Raw genomic sequence first — 17,200 nt, 5'->3', positions numbered from 1 at the left:
TTTGGAGTGTTGAGCCGTATGATCGATATATGGAACATTCCGATGAGTTGACACCGTTTTACCGGGCTGTCGACGCCGCCTCCCTAGGGAGGTCCATCGCTGAGGCACGCAAAGAGGCCGCGCTCACCCAGCACGAGCTTGCCGTGAAACTGGGCGTCACCCGCGGCACCATCGTGCGACTTGAAGCCGGCGAAGCAGTCTCCATGGTCGTGGCTATGCAAGCCATCAGGGCCGTGGGCCGCGACGTGGCCCTAGTGCCGCGCTTTTCGAAGCTGCAGGTGCGGCCATGAGCCCCCGCAAGACCCTTGACGTGTACCTGCGCGGGGACCGAATCGGTGAGCTGCGCGGCAACGGCCTCAAGCTGTCCTTCCAGTACGCCCCGCAGGTGCTGGCCGCCTACGGTGCCGGGTCCATCCTGCTATCACTGTCCCTGCCGCTGACTAGAAAGCGCTTGGATGGGGTGGAAGTCTACAACTTCTTTGACGGCCTCTTGCCCGAAGGCCAGGTCCGTTCCAACCTGGCCAAAGAACACGGTGTCACCGTCCCGGACGCTTTTGGGCTGCTCCGCGTCCTGGGCGCCGACTGCGCCGGGGCCGTCCAAGTCCTGCCGTCAGGGGAACCCCCCGCACGTGAGGACGCTGCAGCGCCCATGACCGCAGAAGAGGTCATCAACGTGGTCGAATCCCTGCCTACGTGGGACCTGCCGGAGAATTTCATGGTCACTGCGTCCTTGGGCGGTGTCCAATCCAAGGTGCTGCTGTCCCAACATGGCGACGGCTGGGCCTGGCCAGGCAGTGGTTCGGTGTCGACCCACATCATCAAGCCCGAACCACTCGAGTCCACCATCCCGGAGCTGCTCCCCGCCGAGGACTGGGCTTTGCGGACAGCAGCCGCGGCAGGGCTTCCCGCGGCCAAAGCCCATCTGGAAAGCTTCGGATCCCGTCGGGCCATCATCGTGGAGCGCTTCGACCGCACAGGCGAGGGCAGCCGGTTGCACCAGGAAGACTTCACCCAAGCCTTGGCCCTGGCCAGTGAAGCGAAGTACGAAGGCACCACCGCACCGCCCTCGCGCCTGACCCGGCTGGTCAACGCCGCGGCGCCGCACACCCGCGACGAGGCCGCGTTTCGCCGTGACCTGTTGCGCGCCGTGACGTTCAACCTGCTGATCGGCAACGGCGATGCACACTCCAAAAATTACTCCCTCATGCTGCGCGACGGTGGAGAAGTGCTGCTGGCTCCGCTCTATGACGTTGCGCCCACCCTGCTGCTGTACCAGCCGAGCGGCCTTGCCGGGCACGCCGTCAGCGGCCAGATCCGGCTGGGCTACATCACCTTGGAACATCTGGTCGCCGAAGGGGCAGCCTGGGGCATGGACGACGACGATGCCCGTCAGACAGTGGCTTCAACACTGGAGAGGGTGGCGGCAGCGGCGGCGGAAACAGCGCCACCTGAGTCCCTCGGCTTCCTGTCCGAGCTCATCGCGGTCCGCGCCCAGGACCTACTGAACGGCGGCACAGCTAGGCGGGTCCTGGCGCCGAAACTCGAGTAGACGTTCCGCCCCTCCTGAGTGGCCATGGCCTCCACCCATCCGGGACGGCTTGGAGTCGCTCCTCAGCGGCGGCTAGTTGAGCGGGCGTGGCTCCCACGGGGCCACGCCCGCTACGGTTGCCGGATCCATCAGCAGCGAAGAGCGCATACTCCGCCCACCGCTTCCGGCCCACGGGGTAGCGTTCGCCGTAGCCGCCTGCTGCAACGCCAAGGACCAGCTCCTCCATGCGGGACGCTTCGCTCTCGGCGGTCTCGTCACAAGCATCGCAACCGCAGATAGGGAACGCAAAGTTGTGCAGCGCACCGGCGTGGAGCACCACCCCCGGAGAACCGGTCACCACGAACGTCAGCGGAGCGGCGAGCGGGTCCCGAGGGGTCAGCCGCGCGACGTCGATCACCTCAGCGATGTTCATGGCCGCATCCGCCGCGTGCGCCGGATCCCAGCTGACATCGACGTCGTACTCGCTCTCCAGATACTCAACCAACGCCCGGGCCACCGTATGGAGCCCTTCAAACCGTTCCCTGTGAGTTTCCACGCTGTAGGAGTCCTCAGGTGGGCTATCTGCGCCCCATCGGTTCCCGTATCCGATCGCTTCGCCGTCAGCATTGCGATAGTCACGTGAGGGCAGCTCCGGCCGCACAAAAGGTTCACGGAATTGCCCACTGGGGACCGGCCGCAACGCGGGGAGCTCGGGACCGTCCGGCTCGTCGTCCGCCCACTCCGTAAGGTGCGTGAGGAGGCCGGCCACCATCCCGTCGTCGGCCTCCCCCAGACCGTCCATCAAGCGGTCCACCGTGATCATCATGTCGCGGTCGCCTACTTCGCGGGATCCGTCCGCCATCACTGTCCAGTGCGCTTCCGGCCGCATGGCCGCAATGACGTTTCCAACGAAGATGGTGGCGGCTTCATTGAGGCCGGGGTCGCCCGGGATGCCGTCTATGTTGGTGCGCAGGAATGCCAGCAACGCGCTCACGTCGGAGGCAAGCTGCCCTGCGGGAACTCCTCTGCTTGCGCAGAACGCCACGAAGGGCGCGTACCCGGCAAGGTGCTTGACCGGGGCTGCGTCCTCCGCCGCTGGCCTATATTGAGCACTCCGTCGAGACAGCGCCGTCTGTCCTTTCAGCACGGCTTTGTTGGAAAGCGGTGCTGACAATCCAGATGCAGGCCCGCCAAAAAGATCTTCAATTTCCCCCATGGGAAACATCCTAGGGCGGACCCGGATGTTAGTGGCCCAGCCGGGACATCAACACGGCGACGGCGGCGGAGACTCCCCCGGCCAGCGAACCTTCCAGCTCGGGAGCGAAGAACGGCGAATGGTTGACGGGGGTGGGACCAGGCCCTTCATGTCCGTCCAGCGGTGTGCCACCGATCATCCAGAACACGGACGGCACTCCGATGGCGGTGCCCAGGTGCCCAAAGTCCTCGCTGCCCATCATCGGTGGGGTGATTTCGACTGCCTCGTCCCCCAACGCAAGCCGCAGGGCCTCAACAACGGACGGAACGGCGTCGGGATCGTTGAAACATTGCGGGAAGCGGTACATCTCCTCGATGTCCGGCTGTGGTGCCCCGGAAGCGGCAGCTTCGGCCTCGATGATGCGGCGGATGGCGGCCAGAACCTGGCCGCGGACGTCGTCGTCGAAAGTTCGGATGTTGAGGGTGAACTCGGCAGAGGCCGGGATGATGTTTTCCTTGAGGCCGGCATGGAATGTCCCCACCGTCACGACGGCGGACTTCCGCGGATCCAACTCGCGGGACACAATCCCCTGCAACCGCGTGACCATGTGGGCGGCCATCACGATGGGGTCGATGGAATCCTGTGGCTGGGAGCCATGGGACTGCTGGCCGTGAACCGTGACCCTGAGCGAATCCGCCATGGCGGCTACCGGCCCACTGGAAATCGCAACCGTACCTACCGGGCGGGGCATGACATGCTGCCCGAAGATCACTTCCGGCCGCGGTGCTTTGTCCCACAGTCCGTCGTCGAGCATTGCCAAGGCACCGGCGGCAGTCTCCTCGCCGGGTTGGAAGATCAACACCAGCGTTCCTGACCAGGCATCCCGGTTGCCCGCAAGCAGTTCGGCGGCGCCCAGCAGGCTGGCCACGTGGGTGTCATGGCCACAGCCGTGCATGACCGGGACTACCGTGCCGTCCGGCAGTGTGCCTGTATCCCTGCTGGCGTAGTCCAAGCCGGTAGCTTCCTCGATGGGCAAGCCATCGGAATCGGCGCGGAAGGCCACCACGGGTCCGTCGCCGTTTCGCAGGATTCCCACCACCCCGGTGCCGCCGCAGCGGAAATGCTCAATGCCCAGGCCGTCCAGTTGCTCCTCGATCAGGGTAGCTGTGGCGAACTCCTGCATGGAGAGTTCCGGATGTGCGTGAAGGTGCCGGTACAAGGCATGTAGTTTGGCGGTCTGTCTGGTATCGAGCTGGAGGGCGGTAGCTGTTGACGTCATGGGTCCTGTCTTCCTGGTGGATGCGGGCTTGTTCCGGGCGTTGCTACTCGATGTGGATAGGCTTCGCCTCGGCAATGGTGGACTTACCGCGGAAGAACCATGCCAGCAGGATGGTGCCCAGCACAGCGATGGCGGTGGACACCATGGCGAGCGAAGGCACCAGCGGAAGCACGACGAACACGACCACGGCCGAGATCAACAAGGCGAACACAGTAGTGCGGGGCTGCTTCATGGAAACGATGGCCTGCACCAGTACGGCTCCCAGGACGGTGGGCAGCACGTACAGCCGGGTGACGAGCAGCACCGACGGCGGGATGACGCTGATGAGCCAGCTGCCCAGGAGACCGACGAAGATCGCCAAGGAGACCAGGTGGACTACCGCTGCGCCGCAGATAGCAACGACGGCGGCAAGTTCCGCCCGCTTGCTGCCCGGCTTTGCGCCGATGTTGGTTTGGGCGATCAGTGCCGCTGGCAGGAGCTTGTTGGAGATGTTGCCGATCATGAACGCCTGGTACATCGCTGCCGGGCCTAGGATCGGGTAGTACGTGAGCGGCTCGACGATCCAGATGATGCCGAATGTTGCGGCTACTGCCGCGAAGGCGATCCACAGCTGGGCGGGTGCAATATCCAGCCCGGTAGCGAAAACCAGGTACAGCGGACCCGCCACGGAAACCAGGAGGCCTGCAATCATGGTGATCTGGCCCCAGCGGGACGTGGTGCGGCTGAAGTCCGCCATGGCGGTGTTGTTGGCGGTTGGAGCAGAAGTGATGAAAGACATGGGGTGTTCCTTTCGGACCTAAAGAATGACGACGTCGGCAGGCGGCTTAAGCGCTGACGGCCAGGTAGGCGGCACTGAGGCCAATGACGATCGAGATTCCGAGCCCCCATTCCCGCAACCAGCTCTTGCCGAGTTTCCTGGCCAGCAACAGGCACGTGCCCATGACCGCTGCGGAGACTGCGAAGGACAGCACATGGATTCCAGATTTGGGCAGCTCTGTGAGACCCAGGCAGGAGAAGGCACCGATCAAGGCCGCCGCAGGGACGATCGCCATGGCTGCTGGATTCACCGAGCGGATCTTGGCGTCACCCTTGCGCAGCAGAGGCGTCAGGATCAAGGTAGCGAGCATCCACATCGCCCCGCCGATGCTCATGGCAAAGAACGCCACCGCGAAGACACTTTGCGTGTAGCTGGCATCGCCGAGCTTGGCTCCCATGGAACCTGCTGCGATGCCCGCGGCCGAAACATCGTAGGCAGCCGAGCCGATCAGGCCGATCCGGGACAACACAGCCGGTGCCCCGAAGAGACCCAGCAAAGCAATGGCCACCAGCGATACCGCCAGGGAGGGACCGATGGCCGAGACAGCGCCTGAGCGGAACGAGGTCCTGATGTCTTGCACACTCATGTCCACTGAGGGAGCAGCGCGTCGGGCTGCCTTCATGAAGATGACGGATTGGATGATGATGACGCCAAAGACGCCGGCCACGCAGATCCAGAGGACGGGATTGTTGGCAATTGCCATGATGTCGGTGGAGTCGGTGGGTGCTAGCGGTTGAAGAGCCAGGGGTTGGTGCATGGGAACCTCCCAGGTGTTGGCCCCCGGCAAGCCAACATCCGGACGACGCTGTGCGGTATGTGGTGCCGTGGGGCAAATCCTTACCCATCGACCAGATCGGCCAGTGAGTTACCAACACCCTCTGCTATGAGCCGGATCACACACAATAGCTGACGGAATCAGCCTCAGAAGTGGCCGAATTGTTCAAAGCTTGCCATTGGTTGACTCAGGACTTTCCCCCGTCAAAGTGACCCGGCACACTTTCAGGCAGTAGCAATCCAGCAAAGGAGCACCATGTCTGACACCCTTGGCGAGCTGTCCGCCGTCGAACTTTCCGCAGCCATTCGCCGGAAGGAAGTCTCGGCGCGCGAAGCGTTGACCGAACACCTGGAGCGCATTGCCGGGATTAATCCCGTAGTCAACGCAGTGGTCACCCTCGACGCTGAAGGTGCACATGCCCTGGCACACCGGGCAGACCAGCTCACAGCATCCGGAGCGGAACTGCCACCCCTTCATGGGATTCCCATGACCCACAAGGACACCAACAACACAGCCGGGATGCGCACCACCCAGGGCTCACTGGCCTTGCGTGACTTCATCCCCGACGCCGACGACCTCATCATTGCGCGCCTGAAGGCAGCCGGCGTGGTCAGCACCGGAAAGTCGAACGTCCCCGAGTTCGGCGCCGGCTCCCACACGTTCAACGAGCTCTTCGGAACCACCACCAACCCCTACGCGCCAACATTGAGCGCCGGCGGCAGCAGCGGCGGAGTGGCCGCCGTCGTCGCATCCCGCGTCCAGAGCATCGGCGACGGCAGCGACATGGGCGGATCACTCCGCATTCCGGCCTCCTTCTGCAACGTGGTGGGTTTCAGGCCGTCGACGGCGGTCATCCCCATGCCGTCCGACGTCAACGCCTACGCGTGGCTGGGGAGGACAGGGCCCATGGCCCGGACTGTGGAGGACATTGCCCTGTTCATGTCCGTCACGGCGGGAAAGGATCCCCGTGTTCCGCATCCGGCCGGCCTGGACCCGGAGGTATTCCGATCCACCCTGGAGACGGACCTGCGCGGTGTGCGAATCGGGTGGTCCCGCGACTTCGGGATCGGGGTCCCGGTGGACCCGGAGATCGTGGATCATCTTGAGCGGCAACTGGCCATCTTCGAAGATCTCGGAGCGATTGTGGAGGAAGCCACCCCGGATTTCAGCGAAGCGGACCTGGTGTTCGGCAATACCCGAGCCCTGGACTTCGCAGCAGGGCTCGGGCCGATCCTGGAGCGGGCCGGTGACGTCATCAAGCCTGAAGTCCACTGGAACGTTGAGAAGGGGTTCGCGCTGACGGCGCGGGATGTCATTGAGACCGCGGCCGCCCGGACCCGGCTGGAATTGAGTGTTCAGGACTTCTTTGGACGGTACGATCTTTTCGCCAGCCCCTGCGCCCAGGTTCTCCCCTTTGACGCAACGCTGCGGTACCCCGCGGACATTGCCGGGACGGCCTCGGAGACGTACTTGGATTGGATGCGATCAGCCTGCCTCCTGTCCGCAACCGGCCTGCCTGTGCTCAGTGTTCCCGCGGGATTCAGCTCTGCCGGACTACCTATCGGCCTGCAGCTCGCCAGCAACCATTTCAAGGACATGCAGCTGCTTCGCTATGGCCGCGCGTTCGAGCAGCAGACGGGGTACGCCGCCGTCGCCCCTGTTGTCTCGGCCGGCCACAAGCCGCTCACGACTGTGAGCGCATAACCCTGCCACCACGCTTCCTCGCATCAAGGAGGATCGAAACATCCACGCCAGCGGCGTTTTGTGCCCACTCCGAGGTGGTGATGAAGCGGTAGAGCGCAGCCATGTCCTCCACCGTCACGTCAGCCATGATCTGGTAAGTGCCTGCGATCGCTGCGGCGTATCGGACGGTGGGAAGCTCAGCCAAGCTCTTCCCCACGTGTTCAACATGTTGCGGCGAGGCACGGATCCAAAGCAGCGCTTCAACGCCAAGGCCAAAGGAAGCGGGCTCTACAATGGCCCGCAAGTGGACCCGGTTGTTGGCAAGCAACCATTCGCTGCGGCGGCGGGCAGTTGCCTCTGAAACGCCCACCCGGCGGCCCAAAGCCTCAAAACTCATCCGGCCATCGGCACACAGCGCGTCCACGAGTTCGTTGTCCTGGCGACTCAAATCCTGCCGCTGCACCAAGGCTCCCGAATCCTGGGTAAAGGTGGAGCGGAGTGCCTCCGCTTTGTCGGCGGTGAGAATCTCCGGCCGCCAACCGCGGATGGTCCGGAAATACCGAAGCACGGGGTAGCTGGTGGAATCGCGCAAGCCAAGCGTGGCCGGCAGCTCGTCAGAGAGGACCTCCGCCATGCGAGAGGGTTCAGTGAGTACCTCAGCTACACAGTCACCGGTGCCGGTGGTGGTGTAAACGAAAGTGGTGTCGGAGCGTTGCGAGAGTGCGTGAACTGCGGCACGTACCGTCCCGGGCATGCACCGCATTTCCACCAGCACTACCGACGGCTTGGGCCGGATGCCCACCACAGCCACCGCACCGGATTCCAGCAACTGCGATCCCCTGCGGGCAACAGTTCGTTCGGCTTCTCCCAGGACGGCGGCAATCTTCCGCCACGGGCAGCGCGGATCCAGTTGCAGGGCAGCCACAATCTGCCGCTCCAATGCGTCAAACACCACCATGCCAACTCCGTCCGTCTGCGTCGCTCAATTTCATCACGGACACCGGCGGCGACGCGTCGCGGACGCGAGTGGCGTTGTCGAGCGTTAAAGGCAGGTGCCCCGCACCCATGAAGGGTACGGGGCACCAAAGTGAGACTTCGCGTTTAGGCGAAGTCGGAGACTGCCGGGTCCGGGCCGATGCGGCCTTCAGCACCACGGTCCAGGCCGTTGATGGCCTCCACGTCGGTAGCGTCCAGCGTGACGTTGAGGGCCGCGAAGTTCTCCTGGATGCGGGACTCCGTGACGGACTTGGGGATCACCACGTTGCCGATGGCCAGGTGCCAGGCGATGACGACCTGGGCCGGGGTGGCGTCATGCTTGGCGGCGATCTCAGCCACGGTAGCGCTTTCAAGTAGCTCGCCACCTTGGCCCAGCGGCGACCAGGCCTGAGTCAGGATTCCCTTGGACGCGTTGAATTCGCGAAGATCAGCCTGGTTGAAGAACGGGTGGAGCTCCACCTGGTTGATGGCCGGAACAACACCGGTCTCGTCGATGATGTGCTGCAGGCCTTCCTTGGTGAAGTTGGAAACACCGATGGACTTGACCCGGCCGCGCTTTTTCAGCTCGATGAGGGCCTTCCAGGTGTCAACGTACTTTTCCTGCTTGGGCTGCTGCCAGTGGATCAGGTACAGGTCCAGGGTCTCCAGGCCGAGGCGGTCCATGGACTCCTCAAAGGCAGCGAGAGTGGATTCGTAGCCCTGGTCCGCGTTCCACAACTTGGTGGTGATGAAGATTTCCTCGGCAGAAAGACCGGAGGATGCAATGGCGCGGCCGACGCCTGCCTCGTTGCCGTAGATCTTGGCGGTATCGATGTGGCGGAACCCGGCTTCAAAAGCCTGGCGCACCACCTTTTCGGCTACATCGTCTTCAACTTGCCACACCCCGTAGCCGAGCTGGGGGATGGTGTTGCCGTCGTTGAAAGTAAGTGTTGGTGACGAAGTCATGTCTGCCATCCTGCCAGCCCGCGGCTATCAAAAGCGCCGAATATTACGCAGATAAGCTATGCGCTTAACTTCTTGCGCGCAGGGAATAGAAGCGCACGCCGGTAGTTGCGCACGCGCCCCATTGGGATGTGAGGGTCAATCTCCGAGTTGGCGCTCAGCGTCGGCTACCTGCTCGAATACCGACTCCGCCCGGCGCCGAACCGACAACGCGCCAACAGGGACGGGCCCCACGGCCAACCTCAACATGGCCGCAGCCTCAGCCGTAGTGGCCAACGAATTTCCTGCCTTGGACAGGGCGCGGTGGACTCCCGCTAGTGCTCCCGGGACATCCAGACCATCACTCGGGGACCGCTTCTGGGCCTCGACACAGATAGTCCTCACCCGTACCGACAATTCGGCAAGCTCGTTGGCTATCTCCACCAGCTCGTTATAGAGCTGCTCATCATCAACACCCTCAAGGACCTGGTGGTACCGGTCCAGTCCCCGATGGAAACGGTCATGGGCGCGGCGCCACAAGCCCTTGCCAAGCTCCACATCGTCTTTCCGTCCTTGACGGACGGCCCCAAAGAAACCCACGTGCGAACTCAGAGGTACTGACCCGGACCGTGGTCGGGGTCTTCCGGTCGGCCTTGCGGAGCAGCGCCGCCAGCACCCTGTGCGGCAGCCCGCTGCGGTTGGCCGTTTTCGCCGATCACAATGCCCGGTGCGATGACAGTTCCCGGCGGGAGTTGACGGAGCTGCATCTGCGCTGCAGCGTGTTCCTTGGCCGCTTGCTGCGCCGCAATTGCCGCCTGAATGCCATGGAACAAGCCCTCCAGCCAACCAACGAGTTGTGCCTGCGCGATGCGAAGCTCCGCATCGGAGGGCGCTTTATCGTCAGGGAAAGGCAAGCTGATTCGCTCCAGTTCCTCAATGAGTTCCGGAGCCAGCCCATCCTCAAGTTCCTTGATGGACCGCTCGTGAATCTCGGCAAGGCGATTGCGGGCAGCGTCGTCCAATGGTGCGGCTTTCACTTCCTCCAGGAGCTGGCGGACCATAGTGCCGATCCGCATCACCTTGGCGGGCTCGTCCACAAGATCGTGAAGGCTACCTCCCTTGGGTTTGGCATCCTTGGCCACCCCTTCCGTAAAAGGCTCCTGTCCGGCGGGCTTCTCAAGGCCCTCGTCCAGCGTGGTTCCCTCCACAGGGGTGTCGTCCGAAGCCTCATCCGTGGGCTGAATGTTGTTCAGATCGCTCATCCGTTCATACTCTCACGCGCTTCACGCGAACTTCTGTCCCAGCCCCGATTTTGGACTTCGTTCGTAGCGAAACCTCGTTCCGGCCGCCGCCTCAGCAGCACCTGCCCTGCGGGTTGCTGTCCTGCCGGTCCATCCGGTCCCGCCAGAACTCGCGTTCAGTCATGGCGGGCCCGGAATGGCCGCTTGCTTCGAAATGCTCAAGGTACTTCCGGTACGCGTCAGCACCCATGAGCGAGCCCATATAGGTGGCGAAGCCGCGGAGACCCTTCACTACGGTGTTCATCAGCGGCGTTCTTCAGCAGTTGTGTTGTTCATCAGTGGTGGCCGGCCTTCTGCGTCCGTTTCTCCGCAGGCAGGGCGTTCCACTCTGCGAGCAACTTTTTCTCGGCAGGAGTGGGGAACAACCCCGCCGGTGCGTACACCTTGGACGGCACCGCCGGGTCTTCATGATCCTGGCCGCCACCCGCGCGGATTGCCTTGACGGTTGCCAGGAGGGCGGCGACGATCACGATGATGCTCAACGTCACGAAGATGACCGAAAGTACGCCTTGGATCATGGTGTTGCGGACCACGGCTTCCATCGCGGCGACGGTCTTGGCAGTGCCGAACTCCGTCTTTCCATCAGCCAATGCCTTGGAGAACGCCTGGTTGTTGGCGAAGTAACCCACGGCCGGGACCGGCGAGAAAATCTTGTGGAAGCTGGCGGTGATGGTCACAACAGCTGCAAAAGTCAGCGGAACAGCTACGATCCACAGCCATTTGAACACTCCACGCTTTGCAGTGATGGCAAGGCACACAGCCAGTGCAATGGCTGCCAGCAACTGGTTGGCGATGCCGAAGAGCGGGAACAGCGTGTTGATGCCACCCAGCGGATCAGTGACGCCCATGAGGAGCACGGCACCCCACGCACCCACCATGATGGCAGTGCACAGCCAGGCACCAGGACGCCATGAGGCTTCCTTGAACTTGGGAATGAAGTTGCCGATGGAATCCTGAAGCATGAACCGGGCGACGCGGGTTCCTGCGTCCACGGCGGTGAGGATGAACAGTGCTTCGAACATGATGGCGAAGTGGTACCAGAAAGCCATCATTCCGGGTCCGCCGATGAACTGCTGCATGATGTGGGCCAAACCGACAGCCAAGGTGGGAGCGCCGCCCGAACGGGAAATGATGCTCTCCTCGCCCACGTCCTTGGCAGTCTGGGCCAGCACGTCCGGGGTGATGTTGACGTTGGCCAAGCCAAGGCTGTTGACCCATTGCGCCGCAGATTCCACGGTGCCGCCGGTGAGTGCCAGGGGTGCGTTCATGGCGAAGTAGATGCCACGGTCGATCGAGATCGCGGCTACCAAAGCCATAATCGCCACGAAGGATTCCATCAGCATGCCGCCGTAGCCGATAAAGCGGGTCTGCCGTTCCTTCTCGATCAGCTTGGGGGTGGTCCCCGAGGAGATCAGGGCGTGAAAGCCGGACAGGGCGCCACAGGCGATGGTGACGAACAGGAAGGGGAACAACGCCCCGGAGAAGACCGGGCCGTTTTCCCGGCTGGCGAACTCGCTGAACGCCGGGACTGTGATCTCCGGCCGCACCACAATGATGGCGAGCGCGAGCATCACGATCACGCCGATCTTCATGAAGGTGGAGAGATAGTCGCGCGGAGCCAGGAGCAGCCAGACGGGCAGGATTGCGGCGATGAAACCGTAAATGATGATGCCCCAGGCAATGGTGACCTTGTCCAAGTGGAAGAAGGCTGCACCCCACTCGGTACCGGCAACAGCGCCGCCTCCGATGATGGCTGCCATCAGGAGCACGAAGCCGATGATGGATACCTCCATCACCTTCCCCGGCCGGATGAACCGAAGATAGACGCCCATGAAAAGCGCGATGGGGATGGTCATGCCCACAGAGAACACGCCCCAAGGACTTTCACCCAGGGCATTGACCACTACCAAAGCAAGGATGGCCACAATGATGATCATGATCAGCAGCGTGGCCACTAGGGCTGCCGTACCGCCGATGACGCCGAGTTCCTCCCGCGCCATCTGGCCAAGTGAACGGCCACCACGGCGCATAGAGAAGAACATGACCAGGTAGTCCTGCACGGCGCCGGCGAGAACGACGCCGATGATGATCCAGATAGTGCCGGGAAGGTAGCCCATCTGAGCCGCAATGACAGGTCCAACCAGCGGTCCGGCACCGGCAATGGCGGCGAAGTGGTGCCCGAACAGCACGTTCCTGTCAGTGCGGACGTAGTCCTTGCCATCAGCCTTGTACTCAGCAGGAGTAGCGCGGCGGTCATCCGGCTTGAGCAAGTAGCGCTCAATGACCTTGGAGTAGAAGCGGTAGCCGATCAAGTAGGTGCAAACGGCCGCGAAAACGAACCAGATGGCATTGACGGTTTCGCCGCGCACCAGTGCGAGCATGAACCACGCCACCGCTCCCAGCAGCGAGATGGCAATCCAGAGACCAATCTTGACCGGGGTCCACTTACGTTCCTCCGCTTCACGCACGGAGTCCTCCACAGCCGGAGGAGGCAGCGTGGGATCCAATCCTTCCGCAAGCTTGGATTGGTCAGAAATCTTGCCCATATCTCCTCCTTGAGAACTGCTGCGGTGACGGATGGTGCGGTGGGGGCCGCTGCGTCGGGTACTTCTCCTCACCTTAACAACCGACACGGACAGGATAGGGCCGTACACGGCAAACGTCTGCAGGTACGCGGTGAACGGTCACTACCCTGCGCCGGACGTCAGCTCAACCGTTTGGGAGCAGCTTGGCTCGATCCCCCGTTTGCCTGGCCTTGCACCATGCGGGCCTCGCAAAGATCCAACCACCGGACTTCCGCTTCGGCCTGGAAAATCAAGGAATCGAGCACCAGCAGCCACGCGGTATCCGAGGACCGCTGATTGGCCGAGACGGCTTTTCTGGCCTGCGTGTGCTCTTGCAGGGCCTTGACAGATACTTCTCTTTGGGACTGAATCACCGCAGAAGTGTCCACGCCCGGAAGGGTCACTGCGAGCGCCAACTTGATGGCAATCTCATTCCGAGGAGGATTGCCCCGGTCCACTGCACCGGCGAACCACGCTTCGACTTCCCCAGCCCCGGCGTCAGTGATGCTGTAGATGACGTGCCCGCCGCCGTCGTCGCCGTCTTTACTCACCAAGCCGTCGCGCTCAAGCCTATCCAAGGTGGTGTAGACCTGGCCGATGTTCAACGGCCACGCGGCGCCCGTGCGGTCTTCGAATTCGACTCGCAGCTCGTAACCGTACCGCGGCTGATCCTGGAGCAGGGCCAGCAGGCTGTGCCGGATGGACATGTGGCTCCTCGCTGCAGTGGGTCGAATGGACGGCGGGCGAACGGGCTTACTAGAGGAGCAGGAGGACTTTGCCCACGTGCTCGCCGGAGTCGAAGTACTGGTGTGCTTCCTGGACTTGCTCAAGGGGGAAGGACTTGGCCACCAGGGGCCTGATCCTGCCATCGGTCAGCATGGGCCAGACGAACTCGCGGACGCCAGAGATGATGATTCCCTTTTCAGCCACCGGTCGCGGCCTCAGCGCTGTGCCAATGACAGCAGCCCTCTTGCTAAGGAGTTGCCCGAGGTTGATCTCGGCTTTTGCGCCACCTTGCAGGCCGATGACGATCAGTCGGCCATAGTCTGCGAGAGCATCAATGTTCTGTTGCAGATATTTGGCACCCACGACGTCGAGGATAACGTCCGCGCCTTTGCCTCCGTTGCGTGCCTTGAGACTTTCAGCGAAGTCCTCTTCGGCATAATTGATGGCGATATCGGCGCCGAGGAAGGCCTTGGCTGTACCGACTTTCTCATCCGTGCCGGCCGTGGTTGCCACGTGCGCGCCATAGGCCTTGGCCAGTTGGATGGCCATGGTGCCGATGCCGCCCGTTGCACCGTGGATGAGTACAGTCTCGCCGGGTTGCAATTGTGCGGTCATGATCAGGTTCGAATACACAGTGGCTGCAACTTCAGGCAGGGAAGCCGCAGTTATCAGGTCCACGCCTTCGGGCACCCGCAGGACTTGCTCGGCCGGAACTGCCACTTGCTGGGCGTAGCCGCCACCAGACAACAGTGCCACCACTTTGTCTCCCACGGAGAACGCTTTAGTGACGCCGGGGCCGAAGGCGGCTATGCGACCGGAAACTTCCAGGCCCGGAACTTCCGATGCCCCCGGGGGCGGCGGGTAGAACCCTCTGCGCTGCTGGACATCGGCGCGGTTCAGTCCCGCAGCCACGACGTCGATCAGGACCTCGCCCTCGCCGGGCACCGGAGAAGGGACCTCGCGGATTTCGAGGACTTCGGGCCCGCCCGGCTCTGAGATGTAGACGGCTTTCATGACGAACTCCCGGTTTCTTGCTTGTCCTCCAGACCCCGGGGCAGGGGCTGGAATACGTGATGTTTTGGAACAGCCAACTCCCTATGAAACACTACTAGGCGAGGAAGGTTGTCCGAGCGGCCTAAGGAGCTGGTCTTGAAAACCAGTGTGCGGTAACCCCGTACCAAGGGTTCAAATCCCTTACCTTCCGCAAAGGCGGGACCCCCGGTTAGCGAAAGCTGCCGGGGGTCCTACTTTTTTGGGCCCTTTGTCGGCCTCGTTGCCCCATCGCTGGGCCCTGCTGCGCCGTGGGCCACCTCACCGCCCGGTAGTGGGGTTCCCATCATTCCCGTTCTTGCCGCGGGTTGACCGGCAGGCCCCCAATTGCTGTCCTTTGAATCGACGGTCAATCGGTTCCTTGGACTTATGGCGTCACGATACGTCCTTATGCGGCTCTCAATAGGTGGAACTGCGCTCTCGATTCGTGGAGCGCCGTGTCCATCCACCGGGACTCAGACCTCAACTACACCGGCCAACCCACCAACCCCACATTTGGAACCCACGAGTTCCACTCCCGCACCCTCGACCCCACCACCGGGACCTGGGCGGGGCTAGACAAATGGCGCGGCCTACTCAGCGCACCCCAAACCCTCAACAGGTACACCTACGTCACCAACAACCCCGCAACCCTCATCGACAACCTCGGCTACGACCCCGTGAGAGTCATCGGGGGCACCTCCTACGATTACCTGCCCGCGTCGCAAAGCTGGGAGCCTATCCCAGCCACCACACCGGCATTCTTCCCCGCTCCGCCCCTCCCCCCTTACTCCATCCACAGACCCGCCTACACACCACCAACCACTAACTCCTACTTCAATCGCTTCATTCAACAGGTCAGCTTCTCTACACCTGCCCGCGTCAGCGCCCCACAGATCAGCGCAAGACACACTGCCCTCGACTGTGTCGGCGACATGAAAGTCGGGACGAGCCCCCGGCAGCTCGCGATCAACGAAGCCCGCGGCAAAGCACTTGCCGAGGCCAACCTCCAAACCAAACCCCAATGGGTGCAGGACCTTAACCATGCCAACCAGGCATTCGCGGAGAAGGCTAGGCCACTCATTATGCTGGGCTTTGCCGGACTAGGCGGGACAGCCACCAAAGCGGAGTTGACTTATACTTTGGAAACTAAAGCTGCGGGCCAGATGTCTGGACGAGGTTGGTCAAATGATTTAATTTCCAACGCCATTAATCAGCCCACACGCACGGTCATTACACGTGACACGCGGTGGGATCCCGCAATCAATGCAAGGAGGGACGATCCCGCAACTGCCTATTACGCCACTGACGGCAGTTATGTTGTTAGGAACGACGTCAACGGTACAGTTGTCCAAGTAAGTGACAAATTCAAGCCCACCTGGAAGGCGCCTTGGGAAAAATAGAGCAATTTGAGGAGAGAATTGCGGCGGAATTTCCATCAACCGCCGTCCGTTCTGGCCGGACGCTGCTAATTGACTTTTCCATTCTCGACGAAGTGCTTCAGAAAGCACAAAGCCAGGGCTTCGGATTGTTGGGGCTGGACGGTTTCAAGGTGGCAGGAAAATCCCTTGTACCGATGATGGACTACATCGTCGATTTCTCGTCGGCAGTGGCACGCGGAAGTTCAATTTCTTACCTATACGATGCCACCAAATCATTTATTCGCGACTGCCAAAACAAACCTGATCTGGTTGAAATCGTACTTTTCGATCCGGCGGGCTGAAATCTTCAAGGTCAATTGCGTCCCCTAAGATGGTGGCGGCCGTGTGTGTGTAGTTGCCTCTGGCTTCACGACTCAGTTCGACACCCTCCAAAGAACGTCCTTCGAACCAGCCCTTCGGTGAGTAAGGGTTCAGGCAAGGGCGCTCGGCCCCTTTACTCTGACATTTGCTGGATCTGGCCAAGCGGCGGGCACCTCGTCAGACCACCACGGGTGTCCTAATCCCGACAAGTAGCCGCCGGTTACCCAAACTAGTATTTCGCCGTCCTCAACTCCATCCTGCGATACAACGCAGTGTTTATCGGGACCGAACCATTACGACTAACGCTTCTCGGCTGGTCCGTGTCAACGAGTAGATCAATGAGCCTAGGTCAATCACCAATTAGCGCCTCGGTGTGTTCCAGCTGGGCAGGGGGGAGGTCTCCGCTGGGACCGCGTTGGATGGAAAAGCGGACTGCGTAAGTTCTGGGAGCAATGCCGTTGTTAGTCAACCGTGCCTTGCCCCGCCATATGCTGTCTTCATCGGCAGCGCGCAGAGGAAACCACTCAATGCGTATGGACCTGCGGTCGGCCTAATGGTGACTGCAGCTGCCACTGTTGCCGTCGCTGACTCTTAGCGCAGCCCGTGAATCCGGCCTCCGGGTGGCCGATCTGAGATCCCACACC

General features: G+C 62.0%; 17 protein-coding genes and 1 tRNA gene. 6 read left to right on the top strand and 12 right to left on the bottom strand.

Going from position 1 to position 17,200, the window contains the following annotated elements; genetic code table 11:
• The first annotated feature begins 29 nt into the window (after positions 1–29).
• On the top strand, positions 30–290 hold the full coding sequence (locus LDN70_RS04560; protein WP_159735436.1) for a helix-turn-helix transcriptional regulator: 261 nt from the start codon (positions 30–32) through the stop codon (positions 288–290).
• Complete coding sequence (locus tag LDN70_RS04555; protein ID WP_223941900.1) at positions 287–1,549, top strand: type II toxin-antitoxin system HipA family toxin; 1,263 nt, start codon at positions 287–289, stop codon at positions 1,547–1,549. Before LDN70_RS04560 ends, LDN70_RS04555 begins: the two co-directional genes overlap by 4 nt.
• Here the strand turns inward: LDN70_RS04555 and LDN70_RS04550 are convergent.
• The 4 genes from LDN70_RS04550 to LDN70_RS04535 are packed head-to-tail and all read right to left on the bottom strand — an operon-like array spanning position 1,518 to position 5,576.
• Entirely contained in the window at positions 1,518–2,744 is a 1,227-nt protein-coding gene (locus LDN70_RS04550) for a DUF6226 family protein (RefSeq protein ID WP_223941899.1), read from the bottom strand. The genes LDN70_RS04555 and LDN70_RS04550 overlap by 32 nt on opposite strands.
• A gap of 28 nt (positions 2,745–2,772) precedes the next feature.
• Complete coding sequence (locus LDN70_RS04545; RefSeq protein ID WP_223941898.1) at positions 2,773–4,002, bottom strand: amidohydrolase; 1,230 nt, start codon at positions 4,000–4,002, stop codon at positions 2,773–2,775.
• A 43-nt stretch (positions 4,003–4,045) separates the two neighbouring features.
• Entirely contained in the window at positions 4,046–4,780 is a 735-nt protein-coding gene (locus tag LDN70_RS04540) for a hypothetical protein (protein ID WP_223941897.1), read from the bottom strand.
• Positions 4,781–4,826: 46 nt separating this feature from the next.
• Positions 4,827–5,576 carry a DUF5058 family protein gene (locus LDN70_RS04535; RefSeq protein ID WP_223941896.1) on the bottom strand — a complete coding sequence of 250 codons (750 nt, stop codon included), beginning with the start codon at positions 5,574–5,576 and terminating at the stop codon, positions 4,827–4,829.
• 273 nt (positions 5,577–5,849) lie between these two features.
• Between LDN70_RS04535 and LDN70_RS04530 the strand changes: the two genes are divergently transcribed.
• Entirely contained in the window at positions 5,850–7,298 is a 1,449-nt protein-coding gene (locus LDN70_RS04530; RefSeq protein WP_223941895.1) for an amidase family protein, read from the top strand.
• Here the strand turns inward: LDN70_RS04530 and LDN70_RS04525 are convergent.
• The 8 genes from LDN70_RS04525 to LDN70_RS04490 form a co-directional block, all read right to left on the bottom strand.
• Positions 7,279–8,235, bottom strand: a complete 957-nt coding sequence (locus LDN70_RS04525; RefSeq protein ID WP_223941894.1) for an Lrp/AsnC family transcriptional regulator — start codon at positions 8,233–8,235, stop codon at positions 7,279–7,281. The two genes, LDN70_RS04530 and LDN70_RS04525, sit on opposite strands and share 20 nt — an antisense overlap.
• A gap of 143 nt (positions 8,236–8,378) precedes the next feature.
• Positions 8,379–9,218: an aldo/keto reductase gene (locus tag LDN70_RS04520; protein ID WP_026005386.1), complete on the bottom strand. Its 840-nt coding sequence runs from the start codon at positions 9,216–9,218 to the stop codon at positions 8,379–8,381.
• Positions 9,219–9,353: 135 nt separating this feature from the next.
• Positions 9,354–9,794, bottom strand: coding sequence for a hypothetical protein (locus LDN70_RS04515; protein WP_142936585.1), 441 nt, complete (start codon positions 9,792–9,794; stop codon positions 9,354–9,356).
• 8 nt (positions 9,795–9,802) lie between these two features.
• Positions 9,803–10,456, bottom strand: a complete 654-nt coding sequence (locus tag LDN70_RS04510) for a bacterial proteasome activator family protein (RefSeq protein ID WP_142936586.1) — start codon at positions 10,454–10,456, stop codon at positions 9,803–9,805.
• 91 nt (positions 10,457–10,547) lie between these two features.
• The gene (locus LDN70_RS04505; protein WP_011773592.1) at positions 10,548–10,739 is read right to left on the bottom strand and encodes a YbdD/YjiX family protein; all 192 of its coding nucleotides are present in this window, start codon (positions 10,737–10,739) and stop codon (positions 10,548–10,550) included.
• A gap of 31 nt (positions 10,740–10,770) precedes the next feature.
• Positions 10,771–13,041: a carbon starvation CstA family protein gene (locus tag LDN70_RS04500; RefSeq protein WP_223941893.1), complete on the bottom strand. Its 2,271-nt coding sequence runs from the start codon at positions 13,039–13,041 to the stop codon at positions 10,771–10,773.
• Between the two features lie 158 nt (positions 13,042–13,199).
• Positions 13,200–13,766: a PadR family transcriptional regulator gene (locus tag LDN70_RS04495; protein ID WP_166842880.1), complete on the bottom strand. Its 567-nt coding sequence runs from the start codon at positions 13,764–13,766 to the stop codon at positions 13,200–13,202.
• Positions 13,767–13,815: 49 nt separating this feature from the next.
• Positions 13,816–14,799, bottom strand: coding sequence for an NAD(P)H-quinone oxidoreductase (locus tag LDN70_RS04490; protein ID WP_142936589.1), 984 nt, complete (start codon positions 14,797–14,799; stop codon positions 13,816–13,818).
• Between the two features lie 102 nt (positions 14,800–14,901).
• Between LDN70_RS04490 and LDN70_RS04485 the strand changes: the two genes are divergently transcribed.
• The 3 genes from LDN70_RS04485 to LDN70_RS04475 all read left to right on the top strand — a co-directional run bounded on the left by LDN70_RS04485 (position 14,902) and on the right by LDN70_RS04475 (position 16,537).
• A tRNA-Ser gene (locus LDN70_RS04485) sits at positions 14,902–14,989 on the top strand.
• A 283-nt stretch (positions 14,990–15,272) separates the two neighbouring features.
• Positions 15,273–16,217, top strand: a complete 945-nt coding sequence (locus tag LDN70_RS04480) for a colicin E5-related ribonuclease (protein WP_166842881.1) — start codon at positions 15,273–15,275, stop codon at positions 16,215–16,217.
• Positions 16,205–16,537 (top strand): hypothetical protein, encoded by a 333-nt coding sequence (locus LDN70_RS04475; RefSeq protein ID WP_166842882.1) that lies wholly within the window; start codon positions 16,205–16,207, stop codon positions 16,535–16,537. The genes LDN70_RS04480 and LDN70_RS04475 overlap by 13 nt, the downstream gene beginning before the upstream one ends.
• Positions 16,538–17,200: the final 663 nt, after the last annotated feature.

Source organism: Arthrobacter sp. StoSoilB22 (assembly GCF_019977315.1).
Classification (GTDB): domain Bacteria; phylum Actinomycetota; class Actinomycetes; order Actinomycetales; family Micrococcaceae; genus Arthrobacter.
This window is presented reverse-complemented; position numbering and strand designations above follow the sequence as displayed.